The sequence below is a fragment of the Achromobacter sp. SLBN-14 genome (assembly GCF_006715415.1).
Classification (GTDB): domain Bacteria; phylum Pseudomonadota; class Gammaproteobacteria; order Burkholderiales; family Burkholderiaceae_B; genus Achromobacter; species Achromobacter mucicolens.
Genome location: NZ_VFNE01000001.1, coordinates 1,397,119 through 1,418,267, shown reverse-complemented (window position 1 = coordinate 1,418,267; position 21,149 = coordinate 1,397,119). Strand labels below are relative to the sequence as shown.

At 67.6% G+C, this 21,149-nt stretch carries 20 protein-coding genes; 10 read left to right on the top strand and 10 right to left on the bottom strand.

Features of this window, described 5'->3' with window-relative positions; genetic code table 11:
* Positions 1-28: 28 nt before the first annotated feature.
* Together FBY20_RS06480 and paaG are read left to right on the top strand one after the other, a co-directional pair.
* The gene (locus FBY20_RS06480; protein ID WP_142050831.1) at positions 29-1,141 is read left to right on the top strand and encodes an acyl-CoA dehydrogenase family protein; all 1,113 of its coding nucleotides are present in this window, start codon (positions 29-31) and stop codon (positions 1,139-1,141) included.
* Complete coding sequence (gene paaG, locus FBY20_RS06475) at positions 1,138-1,944, top strand: 2-(1,2-epoxy-1,2-dihydrophenyl)acetyl-CoA isomerase PaaG (RefSeq protein WP_062840288.1); 807 nt, start codon at positions 1,138-1,140, stop codon at positions 1,942-1,944. Before FBY20_RS06480 ends, paaG begins: the two co-directional genes overlap by 4 nt.
* A 60-nt stretch (positions 1,945-2,004) precedes the next feature.
* Here the strand turns inward: paaG and FBY20_RS06470 are convergent, their stop codons facing one another.
* Entirely contained in the window at positions 2,005-2,898 is an 894-nt protein-coding gene (locus FBY20_RS06470) for a LysR family transcriptional regulator (protein ID WP_142050828.1), read from the bottom strand.
* A 188-nt stretch (positions 2,899-3,086) separates the two neighbouring features.
* Between FBY20_RS06470 and FBY20_RS06465 the strand changes: the two genes are divergently transcribed.
* From FBY20_RS06465 to FBY20_RS06450, 4 genes are all read left to right on the top strand, one after another.
* Complete coding sequence (locus FBY20_RS06465) at positions 3,087-3,917, top strand: MaoC family dehydratase N-terminal domain-containing protein (protein ID WP_142050825.1); 831 nt, start codon at positions 3,087-3,089, stop codon at positions 3,915-3,917.
* A complete protein-coding gene (locus FBY20_RS06460; RefSeq protein ID WP_082586256.1) occupies positions 3,914-5,107 on the top strand; it encodes a CaiB/BaiF CoA-transferase family protein in 1,194 nt (397 codons plus the stop codon). The genes FBY20_RS06465 and FBY20_RS06460 overlap by 4 nt, the downstream gene beginning before the upstream one ends.
* The gene (locus FBY20_RS06455; RefSeq protein WP_142050822.1) at positions 5,104-5,937 is read left to right on the top strand and encodes a CoA ester lyase; all 834 of its coding nucleotides are present in this window, start codon (positions 5,104-5,106) and stop codon (positions 5,935-5,937) included. Before FBY20_RS06460 ends, FBY20_RS06455 begins: the two co-directional genes overlap by 4 nt.
* Positions 5,938-6,003: 66 nt before the next feature.
* Entirely contained in the window at positions 6,004-6,900 is an 897-nt protein-coding gene (locus tag FBY20_RS06450) for a sugar kinase (RefSeq protein WP_142050820.1), read from the top strand.
* Between the two features lie 33 nt (positions 6,901-6,933).
* On the opposite strand, the gene FBY20_RS06445 is transcribed toward FBY20_RS06450, so the two are convergent.
* Genes FBY20_RS06445 through hda form a run of 4 tightly spaced genes read right to left on the bottom strand, consistent with a single transcriptional unit; the run spans position 6,934 to position 10,186 of the window.
* Positions 6,934-7,422: a 2-amino-4-hydroxy-6-hydroxymethyldihydropteridine diphosphokinase gene (locus tag FBY20_RS06445; RefSeq protein ID WP_142050817.1), complete on the bottom strand. Its 489-nt coding sequence runs from the start codon at positions 7,420-7,422 to the stop codon at positions 6,934-6,936.
* A 5-nt stretch (positions 7,423-7,427) separates the two neighbouring features.
* Positions 7,428-8,789 (bottom strand): polynucleotide adenylyltransferase PcnB, encoded by a 1,362-nt coding sequence (gene pcnB, locus FBY20_RS06440; RefSeq protein ID WP_056320983.1) that lies wholly within the window; start codon positions 8,787-8,789, stop codon positions 7,428-7,430.
* Positions 8,790-9,488 carry an HAD family phosphatase gene (locus FBY20_RS06435; RefSeq protein WP_056320985.1) on the bottom strand — a complete coding sequence of 233 codons (699 nt, stop codon included), beginning with the start codon at positions 9,486-9,488 and terminating at the stop codon, positions 8,790-8,792.
* Positions 9,485-10,186 carry a DnaA regulatory inactivator Hda gene (hda, locus tag FBY20_RS06430; protein ID WP_056320988.1) on the bottom strand — a complete coding sequence of 234 codons (702 nt, stop codon included), beginning with the start codon at positions 10,184-10,186 and terminating at the stop codon, positions 9,485-9,487. The genes FBY20_RS06435 and hda overlap by 4 nt, the downstream gene beginning before the upstream one ends.
* 281 nt (positions 10,187-10,467) lie before the next feature.
* On the opposite strand from hda, the gene purM reads away from it, so the two are divergent.
* The gene (purM, locus tag FBY20_RS06425; RefSeq protein ID WP_142050814.1) at positions 10,468-11,517 is read left to right on the top strand and encodes a phosphoribosylformylglycinamidine cyclo-ligase; all 1,050 of its coding nucleotides are present in this window, start codon (positions 10,468-10,470) and stop codon (positions 11,515-11,517) included.
* A gap of 186 nt (positions 11,518-11,703) precedes the next feature.
* Here purM and miaA read toward each other — a convergent pair whose 3' ends face one another.
* Together miaA and mutL are read right to left on the bottom strand one after the other, a co-directional pair.
* Positions 11,704-12,663, bottom strand: a complete 960-nt coding sequence (gene miaA / locus FBY20_RS06420) for a tRNA (adenosine(37)-N6)-dimethylallyltransferase MiaA (RefSeq protein WP_174245387.1) — start codon at positions 12,661-12,663, stop codon at positions 11,704-11,706.
* A gap of 1 nt (position 12,664) precedes the next feature.
* Positions 12,665-14,671, bottom strand: coding sequence for a DNA mismatch repair endonuclease MutL (gene mutL / locus FBY20_RS06415; RefSeq protein WP_142050811.1), 2,007 nt, complete (start codon positions 14,669-14,671; stop codon positions 12,665-12,667).
* A 99-nt stretch (positions 14,672-14,770) separates the two neighbouring features.
* Between mutL and FBY20_RS06410 the strand changes: the two genes are divergently transcribed.
* Positions 14,771-15,409, top strand: a complete 639-nt coding sequence (locus FBY20_RS06410) for a VTT domain-containing protein (RefSeq protein ID WP_128830008.1) — start codon at positions 14,771-14,773, stop codon at positions 15,407-15,409.
* Positions 15,410-15,506: 97 nt separating this feature from the next.
* Here the strand turns inward: FBY20_RS06410 and FBY20_RS06405 are convergent, their stop codons facing one another.
* Both FBY20_RS06405 and tsaE read right to left on the bottom strand, forming a co-directional pair.
* Positions 15,507-16,889 carry an N-acetylmuramoyl-L-alanine amidase gene (locus FBY20_RS06405; protein WP_142050809.1) on the bottom strand — a complete coding sequence of 461 codons (1,383 nt, stop codon included), beginning with the start codon at positions 16,887-16,889 and terminating at the stop codon, positions 15,507-15,509.
* Entirely contained in the window at positions 16,817-17,356 is a 540-nt protein-coding gene (gene tsaE, locus FBY20_RS06400; RefSeq protein ID WP_081100995.1) for a tRNA (adenosine(37)-N6)-threonylcarbamoyltransferase complex ATPase subunit type 1 TsaE, read from the bottom strand. The genes FBY20_RS06405 and tsaE overlap by 73 nt, the downstream gene beginning before the upstream one ends.
* A gap of 161 nt (positions 17,357-17,517) precedes the next feature.
* Here tsaE and fumC point away from each other — a divergent pair, with 161 nt between their 5' ends.
* On the top strand, positions 17,518-18,915 hold the full coding sequence (gene fumC, locus FBY20_RS06395; RefSeq protein ID WP_056321003.1) for a class II fumarate hydratase: 1,398 nt from the start codon (positions 17,518-17,520) through the stop codon (positions 18,913-18,915).
* Positions 18,916-18,982: 67 nt separating this feature from the next.
* Here fumC and FBY20_RS06390 read toward each other — a convergent pair whose 3' ends face one another.
* Positions 18,983-19,960 (bottom strand): AEC family transporter, encoded by a 978-nt coding sequence (locus FBY20_RS06390; RefSeq protein WP_056321006.1) that lies wholly within the window; start codon positions 19,958-19,960, stop codon positions 18,983-18,985.
* 161 nt (positions 19,961-20,121) lie between these two features.
* Between FBY20_RS06390 and FBY20_RS06385 the strand changes: the two genes are divergently transcribed.
* Positions 20,122-21,114 (top strand): tripartite tricarboxylate transporter substrate binding protein BugE, encoded by a 993-nt coding sequence (locus FBY20_RS06385; protein ID WP_056321009.1) that lies wholly within the window; start codon positions 20,122-20,124, stop codon positions 21,112-21,114.
* The last annotated feature ends 35 nt before the right edge of the window (positions 21,115-21,149 follow it).

Below are 21,149 nucleotides of genomic sequence, written 5' to 3'. Positions count from 1 at the left end.
CCGCGCAACCCCGACAGGAACACGACGCATGGATTTCATCTACACCGAAGAACAGCGCATGCTGGCCGACAGCCTGCGCCGCCTGGTGGACCAGGCATGGACCTTTCCGCAGCGGCGGGCCCGGCAGGCTGCGGGCAAGCTGGACCGGCAGGCGTGGCAGGCTCTGGCCGAACTGGGCGTGCTGGGCCTGAACATCTCGCAAGATCACGGCGGCTTCGGCGAAGTGCCCGCCAGCCTGCTGCCGGTGCACGTCGAGCTGGGGCGTGGGCTCGTGTCCGAGCCGGTCATTCCGAGCGCGGTGATGGGCGCGGCGCTGGCCGACGCCTGCGGCGAGACGGCGCGTGGGCGCTGGCTGCCGGCCATTGCGTCGGGCGAGGCCATCGTCAGCGTGGCGTGGCAGGAGCCCGGCCGCCGTTACGCCGCCAACCCGCAGGACTGCCGCGCTGCCCGCACCCCTGAAGGCTGGCGGCTGGACGGGGCCAAGCATCTGGTGTGGCACGGCGCGGCCGCCGATGCGTGGTTCGTCAGTGCAAAGGGCGAGGACGGCCAGACGGTCCTGCTGGCGGTGCCCGCCGATGCCGCCGGCGTGCGCGTGACGGATACGCCCACGCTGGACGGCGCGCGCTGCGCGCGGCTGGACCTGGACGCGGTGCCGGTGCCGGCGCAGGCATTGCTGGCAGAAGGAGAGGCGGCCGACCACGCGCTGGCGCAGGCCTTGCAGTGGGGCACCGCCGCGCTGTGCGCGCACGCGGCAGGGGCGATGGAGCGCCTGCTGGAAATCACGGTCGATTACCTGAAGACCCGCAAGCAGTTCGGCCAGCCGCTGGCGTCGTTTCAGGCCTTGCAGCACCGGCTGGCCGAAATGCTGGTGGCCAAGGAGCTTGCGCTGTCGATGGCCTATGTGGCCGTCGCGGCGCTGACGGAATCCGACGCGGCGCAGCGGCGCCGCATGATCGCATCGGCCAAGCTCGAGGCCGCCCGCGCCGGGCGCCTGGTCGCGCAGCTGGCCGTGCAGTTGCACGGGGGCATGGGCATGACGGACGAACTGGAGGTGGGCGACTACTTCAAGCGGCTGACCGTGGTCAATCAACTGATGGGCGATACCGCCGAGCAACTGGCCGTTCTGGAGGAATTGGCATGAGCGCGCACGCACCGGCCTTCACGCAGATCCTGTTCACGCTGGATCGCGGCGTTGGCGTCATCACGCTGAACCGGCCCGAGCGCATGAACAGCTTCACCGAGGTGATGCACGGCGAGCTGTCGCGCGCGCTGGACCTGCTGGAAGGGCACGCGGGCCTGCGCGGGCTCGTGATCACCGGGGCTGGCCGCGGATTCTGCGCCGGGCAGGATCTGGGTGAACGCAAGCCCGCCGAGGACGGCTCGCGCCGGGACCTGAGCGTCATGCTGGACAAGTGCTACCGGCCGCTCATCAACCGCCTGCGCGCCTTGCCCGTGCCGGTGGTGTGCGTCATGAACGGCGTGGCGGCCGGCGCGGGCGCAAGCCTGGTGCTGGCCTGCGACGTGGTGTTCGCGGTGGAATCGGCGCGCTTTGTGCAGGCGTTCAGCAAGATCGGCCTCTTGCCCGACGCGGGCGGAACGTGGTTCCTGCCGCGCCTCGTGGGATCGGCGCGCGCGATGGGGGCCGCGCTTTTCGGCGAACCGGTGTCGGCGGCGCAGGCGGAATCCTGGGGACTGATCTGGCGCGTCGTGCCCGACGCGGCGCTGGCGGACACGATCGGGCAGGTGACGGACACGCTGGCCGCCGGCCCCACGCGCGCCTACGCGGCCACCAAGGCGGCGCTGCAGGCCTCCAGCGGCAACACGCTGGCGCAGCAGTTCGATCTGGAATGCGGGCTGCAGCGCGAACTGGGGTACACCGACGATTACCTCGAAGGGATGCGCGCGTTCGCGGAAAAGCGGCCGCCGGCGTTCACGGGCAAATGAGGCGCGGCGAAAAATGGCGCCCCGGAAAAAAGGCGCCCCGGAAAAGCAGTCGCGCTGGATTCAGGCTTGTCGCGGCGTCTGGATCTGATCGATGAGTTCGCGCGCGCAGCCGGGCAGGGCGTCGATGTCGCGCACCAGCAGCTTGCGCTCGCGCACCACCCAGGGTTCGTCCAGTTCGACGACTTGCAGCTTGGTCTCCGACCCGTAACGGCGCGCGGCCGAGTCGGGAATGACGCCGATGCCCACGCCCGCCTGCACCATGCGGCAGATCGAGTCAAAGCTGTAGAGCTGGATGCGCTGCGGCAGGCGCTGGCCGACGCGTTCGAGCTGGTCGCGCAGAAAGGCCACCAGCGTGGAGCCTTCGTGCATGGTGATGAACGGGTAGCGCACGGCGTCCGCCAGTTTGACCTTGTCCTGATCCTGCAGCGGATGGCCATTGGGCACGACCAGCACGAGGCGGTCGGTGCTGAAGTGGATGGTCTGCAATTCCGGCGCATCCACCGGGCCCGCGACGATGCCCAGGTCGGTGGTGCCGTCCAGCACGCCGCGCACGATGTCGCGGGTCAGGCGTTCCTGCAGGTCCACCGTGACGCCGGGGTGGCCCGACAGGAATTGCGCCAGGATGTCCGGCATGAATTCGGTGACGGCGGTGGTGTTGGCGAAGATGCGGATGTGGCCCGCGTCGCCGTCGGATTGTTCCTGGAAATCGTGCTTCAGGTGGTCCACCTGCCGCATGATGACGCGCGCGTGCTGCAAGAGTTTTTGCCCGGCAGGCGTGATCTCGACACCGCGGCTGTCACGGTAGAGCAGGCGGGAATTGAGCTGGTTTTCCAGCGCCTTGATCCGCACGCTGACCGCGGCCAGGGACAGATGCGCCCGCTTGGCCGCCTGCGTCAGGCTGGGGGATTCGGCGATGTGGATGAACAGTCGGAGGTCGGCAAGGTCGAAGTGCATGGTCCATATATTACGGCGTGGCGCCGGGGGGCGGCCATTCGGGATAGGGATCGATTTGCGACGGCCGGCCGGGGCGCGGACGGCCGATTCAGGCGCAGCAAACCCCGCCTTGAGGAAAAACGAATTCACAGCCCAGACGGCTTGCGGGCATGCTTCAGTCTGTAAAAACACCACCAGAGGAACTCGGCATGACATCTACAGATCCGGCCGCATGGATCGGCAGCGGCGAGCGCAAGGCGGACGCCATGGATCCCGGCCACGCCGCGCGTATCGCCGCCACGTTGGGCGGAACGGTGCCGGCCCAGGGAGACGACCTGCCGCCGCTGTGGCAATGGGCGTTCTTCATTGCCACGGTCGGCATGGATGGATTGGGGACGGATGGGCATCCCTCGCGCGGCGGGTTCCTGCCGCCCGCGCAGGACCGCAACCGCATGTGGGCCGGCGGCCGGGTGGAATTCCGCCAGCCGCTCAAGGTCGGCGTGCCGGCCGAGCGCGTCTCCACCGTGGCCGAGGTCAAGGAGAAGGCGGGCCGCACCGGCGCGTTGCTGTTCGTGACCGTGCGCCATGAATACCGGCAGTCTGGCGAGGTGGCCATCCTGGAAGAGCAGGACATCGTGTACCGCCAGCCCTCGCCGCCCAAGCTGACGGGCAGCGAACCCGCGCCGCAGGCCGAATGGCGCGACACGGTCAACCCCACGTCCGTCCTGCTGTTTCGCTATTCGGCGGTCACGTTCAATGGCCACCGCATCCATTACGACCACCCCTACGTCACCGGCGTCGAAGGCTATCCCGGCCTCGTCGTACACGGTCCGCTCATCGCTACCGAAATGGTCGCCGCGTTTGTTCGCGCCCATCCCAAGGCCCGTCTCACGCACCTGGCCTACCGCGGCTTGCGCCCGTTGATTTCCCCCACGCCTTTCCAGGTTGCCGGCCGCCTGTCCGAGCCGGGCGTCGCCCAGCTCTGGGCCGAGCAGGACGGCACGCTCGCCCACCAAGCCGAATTGAGGTTCACCGAATGAACATGCAGGCCTCCCGCCCACTGGACGGCATCACCGTCGTCAGCCTGGAACACGCCATCGCCGCGCCTTTCTGCACCCGCCAGTTGGCGGACATGGGCGCGCGCGTCATCAAGATCGAACGTCCGGGCACGGGCGACTTCGCCCGCGGCTACGACGAGCGTGTGCGCGGGCTGTCCTCGCACTTCGTCTGGACCAACCGCTCCAAGGAGAGCCTGACGCTGGACCTGAAGCGCGACGAAGCGGCCGGGATCATGGACCGCCTGCTGGAATCGGCCGACGTGCTGGTGCAGAACCTGGCGCCCGGCGCCGCCGCGCGTCTGGGACTGTCCTTCGAGGCGCTGCACGCGAAGCATCCGCGCCTGATCGTCTGCGACATCTCGGGCTACGGCGAGGGCGGTCCCTACCAGGACAAGAAGGCCTACGACCTGCTGATCCAGAGCGAAAGCGGCTTCCTGTCGGTCACCGGCACGAAGGATGACCCGGTCAAGGCGGGGTGTTCCATCGCGGACATCGCTGCTGGCATGTACGCGTATTCGGCCATCCTGAACGCGCTGCTGCTGCGCCAGCGCACCGGCGTGGGCAGCCGCCTGGACGTCTCCATGCTGGAGAGCATGGTCGAGTGGATGGGCTTTCCCATGTACTACGCCTTCGACGGCGCGGCGCCGCCCGTGCGCGCGGGCGCGGCCCACGCTTCCATCTATCCGTACGGGCCGTTCCCGGTGGGCGGCGGGTCGACCATCATGCTGGGCCTGCAAAACGAACGCGAATGGCGCGTCTTCTGCGCTCAGGTGCTGCGGCAGGCCGATCTGGCCGAAGACCCGCGCTTCATTTCCAACTCGCTGCGCACCGCCAACCGCGACGCCCTGCGCGCGCTCATCGTGGCGGCGTTCGCGGACCTGTCCATCGAGCAGGTGACGCAGCGCCTGGAAGACGCGCAGATCGCCAATGCCCGCGTCAACGACATGGCGGGCGTGTGGGCGCATCCGCAATTGCAGGCGCGCCAGCGCTGGAGCGAGGTCGACAGCCCGGCCGGCGTGCTGCCGGCCCTGCTGCCGCCCGCCAGCAGCAACGCGTTCGCGCCGCGCATGGGTGCGGTGCCTGCGGTGGGCCAAAACACCGATGCGGTGCTAGCATCTCTGGGATACGCGCCGGATCAGGTGGCGCAGTTCCATGCCTCGGAGGTCGTGTGACACATCCCGTCGTTCGTAGCGCCCTGTTTGTGCCGGCCTCGCGGCCCGAGCGCATCCCCAAAGCGCTGGCCGCCGGTGCGGACGCCGTCATCGTGGACCTGGAAGACGCCGTGGAACACCTGGCCAAGGCGTCGGCCCGCGAAGCCCTGTGCGATTTCCTGGGCATGCATCGCGAGGCCCGCCTGTGGGTTCGCATCAACGACGCCTCCACCTCCTGGCACGACGACGATCTGAAGGCCTGCCGCGGCAAGGCCGGCGTGGCGGGCATCCTGCTGCCCAAGGCCGAAAGCATGATGCAGGTGCGGCACGCGGCGCAGGCCGGCTGTCCGGTGATCCCCATCCTTGAAACCGCGCAGGGCATTCTCAATGCCACCGAGATCGCCGCCACGCCCGGCGTCGCGCGGCTGGCGTTCGGCAGCCTGGACTACGGCCTGGATCTGGGCCTGACGCCCGACACGCCGGGCGCCGAAACGGTGCTGGACCACGCGCGGGTGCAGGTGCTGTTGCACACGCGCGCGGCGGGCCTGGCGCCTGCACTGGACGGCGTTTTTCCCGGCGTGCAGGATCAGGCGGGCCTGGCGGCCGCCGCGGGCCGCGCGCAGCAAATGGGTTTCGGCGGGATGCTGTGCATCCATCCCACGCAGGTTCCGGTCATTCACGCCGCGTTCGTGCCGGCGCAGCAGGAACTGGACTGGGCGCGGCGCGTTGTCGCCGCGCATCGCGACACGGCCGCGGGCACGTTCATGCTGGATGGCAAGATGGTCGACGCGCCCGTCATCGCACGGGCGCGTCTGGTGCTGGCGCAGGCGGGCGAGTCCGCGCGCGGCTGATTCTCGCGCCGGCGCCTCGTCCAGACCACACCGTGGCGCCCCGCGCGCAACTGACAGGGCGGGCCCATGGGCGAGGCGCTTTTTATCGGACATACCTACATCGACGTAACCGTGCTGGCCGACGAATGGCCCACGGGCGACCAGAAAAGCGTGGCGCGCGATTACGCGGTGTCCTTCGGCGGCAATGCGGTCACGGCGGCCTTTGCCTGCGCGCGGCTGGGATTGCCGCCCGATCTGATCTGTTCCCTGGCGCCCGACTGGCTGGGGCACATGTACACGGACATGGCCGCCGCGCATGGTGTCACGCTGCACGCGCGGCACGTGCGGCGGTCGTCGCTGTCGTTCATCATGCCCAACAACGGCAAGCGCGCCATCCTGCGCGCCCGCGATGCCGATTACCTGAACGACTTTCCCCGACTGGACATTGCCGGTTATCGCGCGCTGCATCTGGACGGCCATCAGCCCGATGCCGCGCTGCATTACGCAAGGGCGTGCCGCCAGGCCGGCGTGCTGACGTCACTGGACGGAGGCGGCGTGCGCGAGAACACCGACGAACTGCTGCGTTACATCGATGTGGCCGTGTGCGCCGAGCGCATGTGCGAACAACTGAACCTGCCGCCCGAGGGCCTGCTGGACCTGCTCAAGGCGCGCGGCTGCCGCATCGGCGCCGTGACGATGGGCGAACGCGGGATGCTCTGGTACGACGAAACGGGGCGCGTCGACACGCTGCCTTCGCTGGATGTGCCCGCCTCGCGGATCATCGACACCTCGGGGGCGGGCGACGTGTTTCACGGCGCCTACGTGTGGTCCTACCTGACGCGGCCGGAGCAGCCCTGGATCGAGCACTTCACGTTCGCGCGCGCGGCCTCGGCGCACAAGATCCAGCATCTGGGCAATGAGGCGGGGCTGCCGGACGTGGAAGACGTCGAGCGCGCCATGATGGCCTTCACGCCCAAGCCCTGACGCGCGGCAGGCGGCGCGTCCCGATGGGCGTGATCAGCCCGCGAGGCGTTCGATGGGCTGGTCGTGGATCGCGCCGATCCACGCATCCAGCGGTTTGCCGTGCACCGACAGGTCAGGCGTCAGGTCGCGCAGCGGCAGCAGCACGAAGGCGCGCAGATGCAAACGGGGATGGGGCAGGATCAGCCGTTCGTGATCAAGCTGCGCATCGCCGTGCAGCAGCAGATCCAGATCGAGCGTGCGAGGGGCATTGCGGTAGGGACGCAGGCGGCCGTGTTCGTGCTCCAGCGCCTGCAGGACGTCCAGCAGCGCCAGCGGCGCAAGGACGGTATCCACGGCGGCCACGGCATTGATGAAGTCGGGGCCGGTGGCGTCGACCGGCGCGCTGCGGTAGAACGGCGAGGCCGTCACCCCGGAGATGCCGGGCGTGGCCTCAAGCTGCGCCAGGACCTGGCGCAGGGTGGCCGCGCTGTCGCCCAGATTGGCGCCCAGGCCCACGTAGGCGCGGACAGGCGGCTGCGGCACCGCGGTTACTCGCCGGCGGGCGCGCTGCGCGGCCCGCTGCGGCGCGGGCGGCGGCGGCGGCGCGCGGGTGCGGCGTCGTCGCTGGCTTCGCGCGGCTGGCGCGACACTTCTTCGATCATGTCGGCACGGGTGGCGTCGTCGGCATTGGCCAGATCCATCCACCACTGCGCCAGCACGCTGTCGAACTCGCCGGCGGCGGCGCGCAGCTGCAGGAAGTCGCAGGCGGCGCGGAAACGCGGCTGCTCGATCATGCGGTAGATGGTCTTGCCCATGCGCCGTTCGAAACGCGGTTGCATGAACCAGATCTCGCGCATGTCGGACGAGAAGCGGCGCTGGATGGCGAGCTTCTCGGTCTGTTCGTCCAGCACGGAGTCCGCGGCCGACGACAGGGCCGGAATGGTGTGCTCGCCTTGCGCGCGCAACTGCTTCCAGCGCACTTCGACCTGCTGCCACAGCAGCGCGGCAAACAGGAAGCTGGGGCTGATAGTCTTGCCGGCGCGCACGCGCGCATCGGTGCGTTCCAGTGCCAGTTCCACGAAGTGTTCGCCGCCGGGTTGTTCAAGCACCACGTCCAGCAGCGGCAGCAGGCCGTTGTGCAGGCCATCGGCGCGCAGCTGGCGCAGGCAGTCCATCGCATGGCCGCAGGTCAGCAGCTTGAGCATCTCGTCGAACAGGCGCGAGGCCGGCACGTTCTCGATGAGGTCGGCCATGGTGCTGATGGGCTCGCGCGTGGCCGGATCGATCGTGCCGTTCAGCTTGGCGGCAAAGCGCACCGCGCGCAGCATGCGGACCGGATCTTCGCGGTAGCGCTTGACGGGATCGCCGATGATGCGGATCTGGCGCTTCTTCAGGTCGGCCACGCCATTGTGGTAGTCGATGACTTCCTCGTTGTGCGGGTCGTAGTACAGCGCATTCATGGTGAAGTCGCGGCGCTTGGCGTCTTCTTCCTGGGATCCGAACACGTTGTCGCGCAGGATGCGGCCGTGTTCGTCGGTTTCCTGGTCTTCCGAGGCGGGTGCGCGGAAGGTGGAGGTCTCGATGATCTCCTGGCCGAACACCACGTGCACCAGCTGAAAGCGCCGGCCGATGATGCGCGCGCGGCGGAACAGCGGACGGATCTGTTCGGGCGTGGCGTTGGTGGCCACGTCGAAGTCCTTGGGCTCGAGCCCGACGATCAGGTCGCGCACCGCGCCGCCGACGATATAGGCTTCGTAGCCATGCTGGCGCAGCACCTCGCACACCTTGATGGCGTGGCGCGACACGTTGCGGCGGTCGATGCCGTGTTTGTCGCGCCCGATGCGCAACGGCCCCCTGGGTGTCGGCGCGAATAGCCGGCCGACGAATTTTTTTATGGTTTCAGTGATCATTTAGGACTTCGAATCTTCCATGTGGTCGAACAGGTCGATCACTTGCCAGCCGCGTTCCTGCGCAATGGCGCGCAGGGCGGGGCTGGGGTTGGCGGCAATCGGACGGGTCACTTTTTCGAGGAGCGGCACATCATTGACCGAATCGCTATAGAAAAACGATTCGGAGAAATCCGCAAGCCCCAAGCCCATGCTGCCCAGCCAGTCGTTCACGCGCACCACCTTGCCTTCCTTGAAGCTTGGCGTGCCCAGGATGCGGCCCGTGTAGCGGCCGCGCAGGTACTCGGCATCGGTTGCGACCAGATGGGGCACACCGAACGCGCGGGCGATCGGGGCGGTGACGAAACTGTTGGTGGCCGTGACGATGGCGCAGAGGTCCCCGGCTTCCAGGTGGCCGTCCACCAGGTCGCGCGCGGCGGGGGTGATGGACGGGCGGATGACTTCGCCCATGAAGGTTTCGTGCCACACGGCCAGATCGTGAGGCGCGTGCGCGGCCAGCAGGCCGAGCATGAATTCGGCGGCCTGTTCGGCCGTGAGTTCGCCGCGGTTGTAGCGCTCCATCAGATCGTCATTCAGGCGGCGGGCTTGCTCGGGATCGCCCGCGCGGCCCGTGCGCGCCAGATAGTCGGCCCATTGATAGTCGCTGTCGAGCGGCAGCAAGGTGTGATCAAGGTCGAACAGGGCAAGACGTCGGGTGGTCATGTGCGTTGTGAATCAGGATCTGCGAGCATGGCGCGCAGCAGGGGGAGGGTGATGGGGCGGCCGGTGGCCAGGGAATAACGATCCAGCGCGTCCAGCAACGCCGCAAGCTTGCGGATGTCGCGCTCGTGGTGCGTGAGCATCCAGTTGATGATTTCGGGCGCCAGGTGCAGCCCGCGTTCGGCGGCCTGCGCCGACAGCGCGGCCAGCTTGTCGGCGTCGGACAGCGGATCCAGCCGGAACACCAGGTCCCAGCCCAGGCGCGTGCGCAGATCTTCGCGCAGCGGCATCGACAGCGGCGCGCGGTCGCCGGCCAGCGCAAGCGCAAAGGCCCGCTGCGTGGCGGCCGATTCGCGCCAGCGGTTGTACAGCGCAAACAGGGCGGCCTGGCGGCTGTCGTCCATGCGGTGCACGTCGTCGACGGCCACAAAGTGGGGCATCGGCGATTTGGAATCGGCTTCGGCCAGGCGGCGCAGCATGTTTTCGCCGTTGGCCGGGTCGATGTAGACGGCGTCCGGGCGCGCGGTCAGGGCGCGCAGCAGATGGGTGCGGCCGCAGCCGGCGGCGCCCCAGATATACAGGGCACGTCCGGGCTTGAGCGCACGCACGGCAGCCACCGCTTCTCCGTTGGGGCCGGCGATGTAGTTGTTCAGCGATGGCGCTGGCGCGGGGAGAACGTCGAGCAGCAGCTGGCGGTTCATGAGAGTTAGCAATCAGGCGTTTTCGGGGGCGCCGGAAGGTCAAGGCCGGGCCGCCGCAAAAAGCCAAGAAAAATCGGTGATACAAGGGCCATGTAGAAACTGGCAAAATCAATACCGGCCAACCCTACACTTTAAACCACCTGAGGCGATGGTGTCGCGTCCGAACGCTTGGCCTGGCGGGGGTTTGCGCCCTTTAGCGCCTGTCCGCGGCCGGGTCATCGTAAAATGCAGGGCGTTCCACCAAAATCCCAGCAATTGTTACATACCCCACGGCATTTCTCATGACGAACCAACCTAAAGCCCCCCTGACCTACCGCGACGCCGGTGTCGACATCGACGCAGGCGACGCCCTGGTCGACCGAATCAAACCCCTTGCCGCGCGCACGATGCGCCCCGGGGTGCTGGCCGGTATCGGCGGCTTTGGCGGCCTGTTCGAAGTGCCCAAGACCTACAAGGAGCCCGTGCTGGTGTCCGGCACGGACGGCGTGGGCACCAAGCTGCGCCTGGCGTTCGACTGGAACCGCCACGACACGGTGGGCATCGACCTGGTCGCCATGAGCGTCAACGACATCCTGGTGCAGGGCGCCGAACCCCTGTTCTTCCTGGATTACTTCGGTTGCGGCAAGTTGTCGGTGGACACGGCGGCGGCAGTGGTGGGCGGCATTGCCAAGGGCTGCGAATTGTCGGGTTGCGCGCTGATCGGCGGCGAGACCGCCGAAATGCCGGGCATGTACCCGGACGGCGAATACGACCTGGCCGGTTTCGCGGTGGGCGCGGTGGAAAAGTCCAAGATCATCGACGGCAAGTCCATCAAGGCGGGCGACGTGGTGCTGGGCCTGGCTTCCAGCGGCGCGCACTCGAACGGCTACTCGCTGCTGCGCAAGATCCTGGAACGCGCGGGCGCCAAGCCCGACGACGATTTCCACGGCCAGAAAATGGTCGACGTGGTCATGGCCCCGACCCGCATCTACGTGAAGCAGGCGCTGGCCGCCCTGGCCAAGCACGGCACCGACATCAAGGGCCTGGCCCACATCACCGGCGGCGGCCTGCTGGACAACGTGCCGCGCATCCTGCAGGACGGCCTGGCTGCCAAGCTGCACCGCGACGCCTGGGAAATGCCCAAGCTGTTCCAGTGGCTGCAAGAGCAAGGCGGCGTCGAGGACACCGAGATGTACCGCGTCTTCAACTGCGGCATCGGCATGGTGCTGGTGGTGGATCCGGCCCAGGCCGACGCCATTGCCGCCACGCTGCGCGAGCAGGGCGAGACCGTCAGCAAGCTGGGCGAGATCGTGCCCCAGGAAGCCGGCATGGCGCAGACCTTCGTGGTGTGACGCCGCGGCGATCGCGCTGCAATGAAGATGACCGCCGTGATGGCGGTCATTTTTTTTTGGCGCGGCGTTTGATGCCACGGGCGGGCGTCTGGGCGGCTCATTCAAAGGTGTCTGACACCCCCTGAGACGGCATCGCAGGATGAAGTCGGTCTCGTTGGGGTGTCAGACACCTTTGAATACAGCCCGTCAGTCCGCCAGCGCCAGCGCCACGGCGTCGATGGTCTGCGCCACGGCGTCGGCCGCCAGGCAGTCGACAATGACGCGATCGGGCTGCGCGCGCAGCCAGGTGATCTGGCGCTTGGCCAGTTGCCGCGTCGCCGCGATGCCCTGTTCGCGGGCGGTGTCCAGGTCGATCTGGCCGTCCAGGTGCGCCCACATCTGGCGGTACCCCACGCAGCGCACGGAGGGCAGGCCCGGGTGCAGGTCGGCGCGGGCGTGCAGGCCGCGCACCTCGTCCAGCAGGCCCTGGCGCAGCATGGCGTCAAAGCGCTGCTCGATGCGGGCGTGAAGGGCGGCGCGGTCCGAGGGCTCCAGGCTGATCGTCAGGTAACGGTTGGCGTCATCGTCCGGCTTGCGCTGGGCGCGTTGCAGCAGAGCCGACATCGGTTGGCCGGAAAGCTGACAGATTTCGAGTGCGCGCTGGATGCGCTGGCTGTCGTTAGGCGCCAGGCGCGCGGCCGTGACGGGGTCCAGCTTCGCCAGCTCGGCGTGCAGCGCGGGCCAGCCCAGCCGGGCGGCGCGCGCTTCCAGTTCGGCGCGCAGCGCGGGATCGGCCTGCGGCAGGTCGTCCAGGCCATCGCGCAGCGCCTTGTAGTACATCATCGTGCCGCCCGCCAGCAGCGGGATGCGGCCGCGCGCGCGAATGTCGGCGATCAGGCGCAGCGCGTCGGCGCGGAATTCCGCGGCCGAATACGACTGCGCCGGGTCCAGGATGTCGAGCAGGTGCTGCGGAACGCGGGCCTGTTCTTCAAGAGAGGGCTTGGCGGTGCCGATATCCATGCCGCGGTAGATCGTGGCCGAGTCCACGTTGACGATCTCGAGCGGCCAGCGTTCGGCCAGGGCCAGCGTCGAGGCGCTCTTGCCGGCCGCGGTGGGGCCGGCCAGGCAGATGACCGGGGGCAAAACGGGGGAGAGGGACGCCGGCAAGCTATTGCCCACGCAGGAAGAGCTTGTCCAGGTCGGACATGGACCATTGCACCCAGGTGGGACGGCCGTGATTGCACTGGTCGGCCCGTTCCGTGGATTCCATCTGGCGCAGCAGGCCGTTCATCTCTTCGAGGGTGAGCTTGCGGTTGGCGCGCACGGAGCCGTGGCAGGCCATGGTCGAGAGCAGTTCGTTGCGCTGTTCGGTCAACAGGCGCGAGACGCCCACCGCGCCCAGATCGCGCAACACGGCGCGGGCCAGGGTTTCGATGTCCCCGCGGGCCAGGATGGCCGGCACCGATCGGACCGCGATCGAGGTGGGGCCGGAAGGACGCATCTCAAAGCCCAGGTCGTTCAACTGTTCCTCGAATTCCTCGACCAGCGCCACGTCCTTTTCCTGGGCGTGGAACACCACGGGCACCAGCAGGTCCTGGCGCGGCAGGCTGCGCGCGTCCAGGGCCTGCTTGAGCTGTTCGTACACCACGCGCTCGTGGGCGGCGTGCATGTCGACCAGCACCATGCCTCGGCGGTTCTGCGCCAGGATGTACACGCCGTGCAGCTGCGCCACCGCCATGCCCAGCGGGTGTTCTTCGTCGGCGGCCAGCGCGGCGGGCGCCGGTTCACGCAGGGGCGCGGCCCGGGCGGCGGTGTCGTCGGTCAGCGGGCGGTAGAGCGATTGCCAGTCGGCGGCGGGAATGCCGGCCGGTTCGGCGTGCAGGCGGAAGGGCACCTGGGTATGCGGACGCTGCGGGGCAGGCGACGGGAGCAGGCCATAGGCGGCGCCGTTGCCCGAGCCGGGATGCGCACCTGCATGCGCGCCGCCCGCTGTGCTGCCCGCTGTGCTGCCTGCGGTGCCGCCATTCATGCCCCCATAGCCCGGGCGCGGCGATTCGGCCGGGGCCGGCATCGCAGGGCGGTAGGCGGGGGCGGCGGCGTCGGAGGAGGCGGCGTCGCCCGCCGGTCGCGCGACGGTTTCGAATCCGCCGTCATCGGCCTGTGCCGCGGGCGCCACGGCCGACGAGCCGCCGGTCTGCGCCAGCGTCTGGCTGACCGCGTGCGAAACAAAGCGGTGCACGGCGCCGCTGTCGCGGAAACGCACTTCGTGCTTGGCCGGGTGAACGTTCACGTCCACGGCGGCCGGATCGATGTCCAGGAACAGCACATAAGCAGGCTGGCGGTCGCCGTGCAGCACGTCGGCGTAGGCCGCGCGCAGCGCGTGGCTGACGGTGCGGTCCCGCACGTAGCGGCCGTTCACGTAGAGGTACTGACGGTCGGCGCGGGCGCGGGCGGCGGTCGGCCGGGTAATCATGCCGGCCAGGCTGACCGTGCCGACCGAATGCGACAGCAGCAGGCCGTGCTCGGCGAATTCGGCGCCCAGCACGTCGCGGATGCGCTGCGGCGGTTCGGCCGGCAGCCACTGACGCTGCGCGCGGTCGTGGTGGAACAGGCGGAAGGCAATCTGCGGATGCGCCAGCGCGATGCGCTCCATGGCGTCGACGCAATGGCCGAATTCGGTGGCTTCGGAGCGCAGGAACTTGCGGCGCGCGGGCACCGCGTCGAACAGCTGGCGCACGTCGACGGTGGTGCCGGGCGGGCCGGAGGCGGGGCTGACCTGCATGCTGCCCGCGTCGATCTGCCAGGCATGGTCGCCGTCGCGGGTGCGCGAAATGATGGACACCTGGGCCACGGACGCAATCGAGGCCAGGGCCTCGCCGCGAAACCCCATGGATGCCACGGATTCCAGCTCGTTCAGCGAGCGGATCTTGCTGGTGGCGTGGCGGGCCAGCGCCAGCGGCAGTTCCTCGGGCGGGATGCCGCCGCCGTCATCCGTCACCGCAATACGCCGGATGCCGCCGCCTTCGAGACGGACCTCGATGGCGCGCCCGCCTGCGTCGATCGCGTTTTCAAGGATTTCCTTGAGCACGGACGCGGGGCGCTCGATGACCTCGCCAGCGGCGATCTGGCTGATCAGCAGGTCAGGAAGCGCAAGGATGGAACGACGTTCGGTCATGAGGCCCAGATCTTATGTAGCAGTGCGGACGATTTTAGCGTCATGCTCCAGTGGGCTATAGTCGCTGACAAATTCACATCGGATATCAGGGCCGCTTCAATGCTCGAGTTTTTCAATATGGTGCTCCACATCGACCAGACGCTGGGTCTCTGGGTCGAGCAATACGGCGTGTGGGTGTACCTGGTGCTGTTTCTCATCGTCTTTGCCGAGACGGGACTGGTCGTGCTGCCTTTCCTGCCGGGCGACTCGCTCTTGTTCATCGCCGGCGCCTTTGGCGCCACGGGCCATATCGACCCCATCCTGATGTCGGTGCTGCTCATCGTGGCGGCCGTGACCGGCAACTCGCTGAACTACGCGATCGGCCGCTACATCGGACCGCGGGTGTTCTCGATGAACCTGCGCTTCCTGGACCGCGGCGCGCTGATGCGCACGCATGCCTTCTATGAAAAGCACGGCGGCAAGACGATCGTCATGTCGCGCTTCATCCCGGTGGTGCGCACCTTTGCGCCCTTCGTGGCGGGCGTGGCCGAGATGTCGATGGCGCGCTTCCAGATGTTCAACATCATGGGCGCGCTGCTGTGGGTGATCAGCCTGGTCGCGGCGGGCTACTTCTTCGGCAATATCCCGATCATCCGCGATCACCTGAACACCATCGTCCTGGTGGGCCTGGCGGCGGCCGTCGTGCCGGTCGTGGGGGCCGGCCTGGTCAAACTGGTGCGCGCGCGCCGGGCGCACTAGGGCGGCGCGCGGCGCCCAAACAAAAAGGCTATGCGCCAAAGGGTGCATAGCCTTTTTTCATGGGCCTGGCCAAAGGGCCCGGGCACGCGCGTAAAACCTAGCTCACGTCGCCCAGGCGCGCCAGCGGCGGGTTGGCCGTGAAGTAGCGCTGGATGCCGGTCATCATGGCCTGCGCCAGCTTGTCCTGGTGCCCTGCGCTGCGCAGCAGGGCTTCTTCCTGGGGATTGCTGATGAAGGCGGTCTCGACCAGCACCGACGGAATGTCCGGCGCCTTCAGCACGGCAAAGCCGGCCTGTTCGACGCTGTTCTTGTGCAGGCGGTTGATCTTCTTGATCTCGTCCAGGAAGGCGTTGCCCACCTTGAGCGAGTCGTTGATCTGGGCCGTGGTGGACAGGTCCAGCAGCACCTTCGCGACCTGGCGGTCGTGGCTGCCCAGGTTGACGCCGCCGATCAGGTCGGCCGCGTTTTCCTTGTCGGCCATCCACCGGGCCTGCGCGCTGGTGGCGCCGCGCTGGGACAGCGCGAAGACCGACGAGCCGTTGGCGGAGGGCTTGACCCAGGCGTCCGCGTGGATGGAGATGAACAGGTCCGCATGCACACGGCGCGCCTTCTGCACGCGTACGTGCAGCGGCACGAAGTAATCGTCGTCCCGCGTCAGATAAGCACGCATGTACGGCTGGCTGTCGATCAGCGACTTCAGGCGCCGCGCAATGCGCAGCACCACGTCTTTTTCGCGCAGACCGGATTTGCCGATGGCGCCCGGGTCTTCGCCGCCGTGGCCGGGGTCCAGCGCGATGGTCAGCATGCGCGGCTTGCCGCGGCTGGCGGTGGCAGGGGGCTTGGGCGGGGTCGGCAGGGCGGGCGCCGGCTGCTGGCCGCGCACGCGGGGAGGCTCGGGCGGATCCGCGCGGGTCACCGGGTTGCGCTGGATGTCTTCCAGGATGCGCGCCAGCGGATCGTCCACATCGGGACCGCTGGACTTGTTCAGGATCGCGATCAGCGGATCCTGGGCAATCTTGGGGTACAGGTCCAGCACCAGGCGGTACTGGTAGTCGGCAACGGGCTTGAGCGTGAACACCTGCGGCGCCACGGGCTGCTTCAGATCGAACACCAGCCGCACCACATTCGGGCGGTTCTGCGCAACGCGCAGGCTCTGGATGTAGGGATCGTCGGGCCGGACCTTGGAGACCAGGTCGTGCAACGCCGCGCTGAGGGTCAGTCCCTCGATGTCGACCACCAGGCGGTGGGGATTTTCCAGCGTGAACTGTTCAGCCTTGAGTTCGCTGTCCAGTTCCAGCGTGACGCGGGTGTATTCGTCGGCAGGCCAGGTCCGTACGGCCAGGATCGTGGCGGCCTGCGCCAGCCGCGGCACGACCGGCAGGACGAGCAGCGTGGCGGCGACGCTGATCAGGCGTCGGCGGGTGGCGCCTGCCGAGGGGAGGGCGCCGTCAGGGGCGGGGGGACAATCGCGTTCAACCATGTTTGTCCTCGGGCGGTGTACGCGGTCAGGGTGGCGTCACGTCCGTCGCCTGCATAGGCAAGGCAGATCAGCAGGTCCGGTGGGGGCAAAAGGCCTTCTGCCCGCTCCGGCCATTCGATCAAAACGACCGCATCGTCACGCAGTAAATCCCGAAATCCTGCGTCCAACCATTCGCGCGAATCACTAAATCTATAAAAATCAAGGTGATAGAAGTATAAGTTAGAAAGTTTATAGGATTCAAGCAGGGCGTAGCTTGGACTCTTGATTCGGCCTGTGATGCCGCTTTCACGCAACAATGCCCTGGAGAAGGCCGTTTTTCCTGCGCCGAGGTCACCTTGGAGATGAATACACGCGCCTGGCAGGCCGGTTTTGGCGCCCGTGACCATCGGCGCCAGCTGGCGCGCCAGCGCCTCGGTGGCGGCTTCGTCGGGCAGGTGCAAAGTCAGGGTGGCAAGGGGGGCGGACATGGCGCGGGGCGAGTGGTAAAAAACGAGGATCGGAGCACAGTTTGGAGCAATTATAGGAATGCGGGTTTCTGCTAACCTATAACTGATATTTATTCTCAATATGTCGTGACCGACGGCGTCCCGCCGCCCGCGACTGACGCCGCCACGGAGTTGTACGCGCCATGAAGACCCGCATCGAAAAAGACACCTTTGGCCCCATCGAGGTGCCGCAAGACCATCTGTGGGGAGCCCAGACGCAGCGCTCGCTGCATTTCTTCGCGATCTCCACCGAAAAGATGCCGGAGCCGCTGGTCAATGCGATGGCGCGGCTAAAGCGTTCTGCGGCCAAGGTCAATGCCGACCTGGGTGAGCTGGACGCGCAGATCGCGGACGCGATCATGCGCGCCGCCGACGAAGTCATCGCTGGCAAGTGGCCCAACGAATTCCCGCTGTCCGTCTGGCAGACCGGGTCGGGCACGCAGAGCAACATGAACATGAACGAGGTGCTGGCCAACCGCGCCTCGGAACTCCTGGGCGGCGAGCGCGGCGAAGCGCGCAAGGTGCATCCGAACGATCACGTCAACCGCGGGCAGTCGTCCAACGACACGTTCCCGACCGCCATGCACGTGGCGGCGGCCGTCGAGGTCGAGCATCGCCTGCTGCCGTCGCTGAAGGCGCTGCGCGCCACGCTGGCGGAAAAGAGCGCCGCGTTCTACGACATCGTCAAGATCGGCCGCACCCACCTGCAGGACGCCACGCCGTTGACGCTGGGCCAGGAGCTTTCGGGCTACGTGGCGCAGCTTGATCTGGCCGAACAGCAGATCCGCGCCACGCTGCCGGGCCTGCACCAGCTGGCCATCGGCGGCACGGCGGTGGGCACGGGCCTGAACGCGCACCCGCAATTCAGCGCCAAAGTGTCGGCCGATCTGGCCCATGCCACGGGCACGGCGTTCGTCTCGGCGCCCAACAAATTCCAGGCGCTGGCCTCGCACGAAGCGCTGCTGTTCGCCCACGGCGCACTGAAGTCGCTGGCGGCCGGCCTCATGAAGATCGCCAACGACGTGCGCTGGCTGTCGAGCGGCCCGCGGTCGGGCCTGGGCGAGATCAGCATCCCCGAGAACGAACCGGGCAGTTCGATCATGCCGGGCAAGGTCAACCCGACGCAGTGCGAAGCCATCACGATGCTGGCTGCGCAGGTCCTGGGCAACGACGTGGCGATCAACATCGGCGGCGCCAGCGGCAACTTCGAGCTGAATGTCTACAAGCCGCTGGTGATCCACAATTTCCTGCAGTCGGTGCGCCTTTTGACGGACGGCATGGCCAGCTTCGACAAGCATTGCGCCGCGGGCATCGAGCCCAACCACGAGCGCATTGCCGAACTCGTGGACCGTTCGCTGATGCTGGTGACCGCGCTGAATCCGCACATTGGCTACGACAAGGCCGCGCAGATCGCCAAGAAGGCGCACAAGGAAGGCCTGTCGCTGAAGGAATCGGCGCTGGCGCTGGGTTATGTGACCGAAGCGCAGTTTGCCGAATGGGTCGTGCCGGGCTCGATGACGAACGCGCACAAGCCTTCTTGAACCGGCTTGCGCCACCCGCATGAGATGGCCGCCCTTGCCGGGGCGGCCTTTTTCTTGGGGGGAAAGATCAGCCGCCGGCCAGCAGCAGCCACATCGGGATCGTGACGGCCGAGAACAAGGTGCCCAGCGAGATCAGCACGGCCACCATGCGGCCATCGCCGCCCATGCGCATCGCCAGCACGTAGGCCGCCGAGGCCGTCGGCAGCGCGGCGAAGAGCAGCAGCATGCGCGCTTCCAGCGGCGGCAGGCCGAGCAGGTGCGCCACCAGCAGCGCGACCGCGGGCAGCGCGACGAGCTTGACCCCCAACATCCAGGCAATCAGCGATCCGTAGCCCTTGCCGCCTTCCCATGCCAGGCTGGCCCCCACGCAGAGGATGCCCAGCGCGATCGCCGCCGCGCCCAGCCGCGCCAGCACGGTGTCGACGGCGCCGGGCAGTTGCAGTCCCGCGAGATTGCAGGCCAGGCCCAGCAGCGTGGAGACCACGAGTGGATTGCGCGCCAGCTCGCGCAGCAGGTTGCCGCCGTTGTGCCGCGCCAGCCCGTATACGGCCGCGACGTTGGCCATGGGCACCGCAAACCCGACGATCAGCGCCATGACGGTCTGGCCCTGGGTGCCAGCCAGACTGGCCGACAAGGCCAGGCCGATGTAGGTGTTGAAGCGGTAGCCGCATTGCGCCGACGAGGCCAGCCCGAGGGACGAGGGCCGCAGGACCGGGCCCGCCAGCCACGCCATCGCCACGCCCGCGGCCACGACCGCGGCAGAAGCCTGCAGCAGCAGCGCCGCGTTGCCCGCCGTGATCGGCGTGCGCACGATCGCCTGGAACAGCAAGGCGGGGAACAGCACGAAGTAGACGAGGCGTTCCGTTCCGGCGAAGAATTCGCGCGAGAAACCCAGCTTGTGACGTAGCGCCCAACCCAGCGCGACCAGCATGAAATCGGGGAAAACCAGGAGGGCAACAGACATGGGAGAAGAGGTTTTTGCCGAGCGCCGGGCGGTGACCGGCGCGCTATGCGGGTGTAAGCGTTTGCTGCTATTCTCCGACATTCTGGCGGGCGCTTGTGCCACAAGCAACTCATAAATGCAGCGCCGACACGCTGCGCACAAGCAATGCGCCCGCACCGTTATCTGCTGGTCCGTCTACAGGCGGACACAACACACAACGGGCCGTCTACAAACGGGCTCGCACTCTTGGAGGAAACACATCTATGAATAAGGTCCGCTCTCTGGCCGTGGCCATCGCCCTTGCTACCGGCGCCGCCGGCACGTTGGGCGCTTCGGTCGCGCACGCCGCAGACAAGTACCCCAGCAAGGCCATCCGCGTGATCGTTCCGTTCGCGCCTGGCGGTTCCACCGACATCATTGCGCGTCTCGTGACGCAGCGCATGAGCCAGGAACTCGGCCAGCCCATGGTCGTTGAGAACAAGGGCGGCGCGGGCGGCGCCATCGGTGCGGCCGAAGCCGCGCGCGCGCCGGCCGACGGCTACACGCTGTCCATCGCCACCGTCTCCACGATGGCCGTGAACCCCGCTTGCCGTCCGAAGGACCTGCCGTACGATCCGATCAAGGACTTCCAGCCGGTCACCAACTTCGCCAACACCGCCAACGTCGTGGCCGTGAACCCCAAGTTCCCCGCCAAGGACTTCAAGGGCTTCATCGAAGAGCTGAAGAAGAATCCGGGCAAGTACTCGTACGGCAGCTCGGGCACGTGCGGCGTGCTGCACCTGATGGGCGAATCCTTCAAGATGGCCACCGGCACCGACATCGTGCACGTGCCCTACAAGGGTTCGGGCCCGGCGCTGGCCGATGCCGTTGGCGGCCAGATCGAAATCCTGTTCGACAACCTGCCGTCGTCGATGCCGCAGATCCAGGCCGGCAAGCTGAACGCCATGGCCATCGCCTGGCCCGAGCAGATCGCCGCGGTCAAGGGCGTTCCGACCTTCAAGGAAGCCGGCTACCCGGTGCTGAACCAGCCGGTCTGGTATGGCCTCTTGGCGCCCAAGGGCACGCCGATGGAAGTCGTGAACAAGCTGCGTGACGCCGCCGTCGTCGCCCTGAAGGACCCGAAGGTCATCAAGGCGCTGGACGAGCAAGGCTCGGCGCCGTCGGGCAACACGCCGGAAGAGTTCGCCAAGGAAATCCAGGAACAGTTCGACTGGGCCCAGGACGTCGTGAAGAAGCAAAACATCAAGCTGGACTGATGTTTCGCGGGGCAGGCGGGTCTGCCCCGATCGAC

What these genes read in the sequence shown, in the direction of transcription:
- FBY20_RS06390 (WP_056321006.1), bottom strand. Translation starts at nt 19,960, where the DNA reads ATGTCGGAGAATAGCAGCAAACGCTTACACCCGCATAGCGCGCCGGTC.
- FBY20_RS06460 (WP_082586256.1), top strand. Translation starts at nt 3,914, where the DNA reads ATGAACATGCAGGCCTCCCGCCCACTGGACGGCATCACCGTCGTCAGC.
- pcnB (WP_056320983.1), bottom strand. Translation starts at nt 8,789, where the DNA reads ATGATCACTGAAACCATAAAAAAATTCGTCGGCCGGCTATTCGCGCCG.
- FBY20_RS06465 (WP_142050825.1), top strand. Translation starts at nt 3,087, where the DNA reads ATGACATCTACAGATCCGGCCGCATGGATCGGCAGCGGCGAGCGCAAG.
- FBY20_RS06450 (WP_142050820.1), top strand. Translation starts at nt 6,004, where the DNA reads ATGGGCGAGGCGCTTTTTATCGGACATACCTACATCGACGTAACCGTG.
- tsaE (WP_081100995.1), bottom strand. Translation starts at nt 17,356, where the DNA reads ATGTCCGCCCCCCTTGCCACCCTGACTTTGCACCTGCCCGACGAAGCC.
- hda (WP_056320988.1), bottom strand. Translation starts at nt 10,186, where the DNA reads ATGAACCGCCAGCTGCTGCTCGACGTTCTCCCCGCGCCAGCGCCATCG.
- paaG (WP_062840288.1), top strand. Translation starts at nt 1,138, where the DNA reads ATGAGCGCGCACGCACCGGCCTTCACGCAGATCCTGTTCACGCTGGAT.
- FBY20_RS06405 (WP_142050809.1), bottom strand. Translation starts at nt 16,889, where the DNA reads ATGGTTGAACGCGATTGTCCCCCCGCCCCTGACGGCGCCCTCCCCTCG.
- FBY20_RS06435 (WP_056320985.1), bottom strand. Translation starts at nt 9,488, where the DNA reads ATGACCACCCGACGTCTTGCCCTGTTCGACCTTGATCACACCTTGCTG.
- FBY20_RS06480 (WP_142050831.1), top strand. Translation starts at nt 29, where the DNA reads ATGGATTTCATCTACACCGAAGAACAGCGCATGCTGGCCGACAGCCTG.
- FBY20_RS06385 (WP_056321009.1), top strand. Translation starts at nt 20,122, where the DNA reads ATGAATAAGGTCCGCTCTCTGGCCGTGGCCATCGCCCTTGCTACCGGC.
- FBY20_RS06410 (WP_128830008.1), top strand. Translation starts at nt 14,771, where the DNA reads ATGCTCGAGTTTTTCAATATGGTGCTCCACATCGACCAGACGCTGGGT.
- mutL (WP_142050811.1), bottom strand. Translation starts at nt 14,671, where the DNA reads ATGACCGAACGTCGTTCCATCCTTGCGCTTCCTGACCTGCTGATCAGC.
- purM (WP_142050814.1), top strand. Translation starts at nt 10,468, where the DNA reads ATGACGAACCAACCTAAAGCCCCCCTGACCTACCGCGACGCCGGTGTC.
- fumC (WP_056321003.1), top strand. Translation starts at nt 17,518, where the DNA reads ATGAAGACCCGCATCGAAAAAGACACCTTTGGCCCCATCGAGGTGCCG.
- FBY20_RS06470 (WP_142050828.1), bottom strand. Translation starts at nt 2,898, where the DNA reads ATGCACTTCGACCTTGCCGACCTCCGACTGTTCATCCACATCGCCGAA.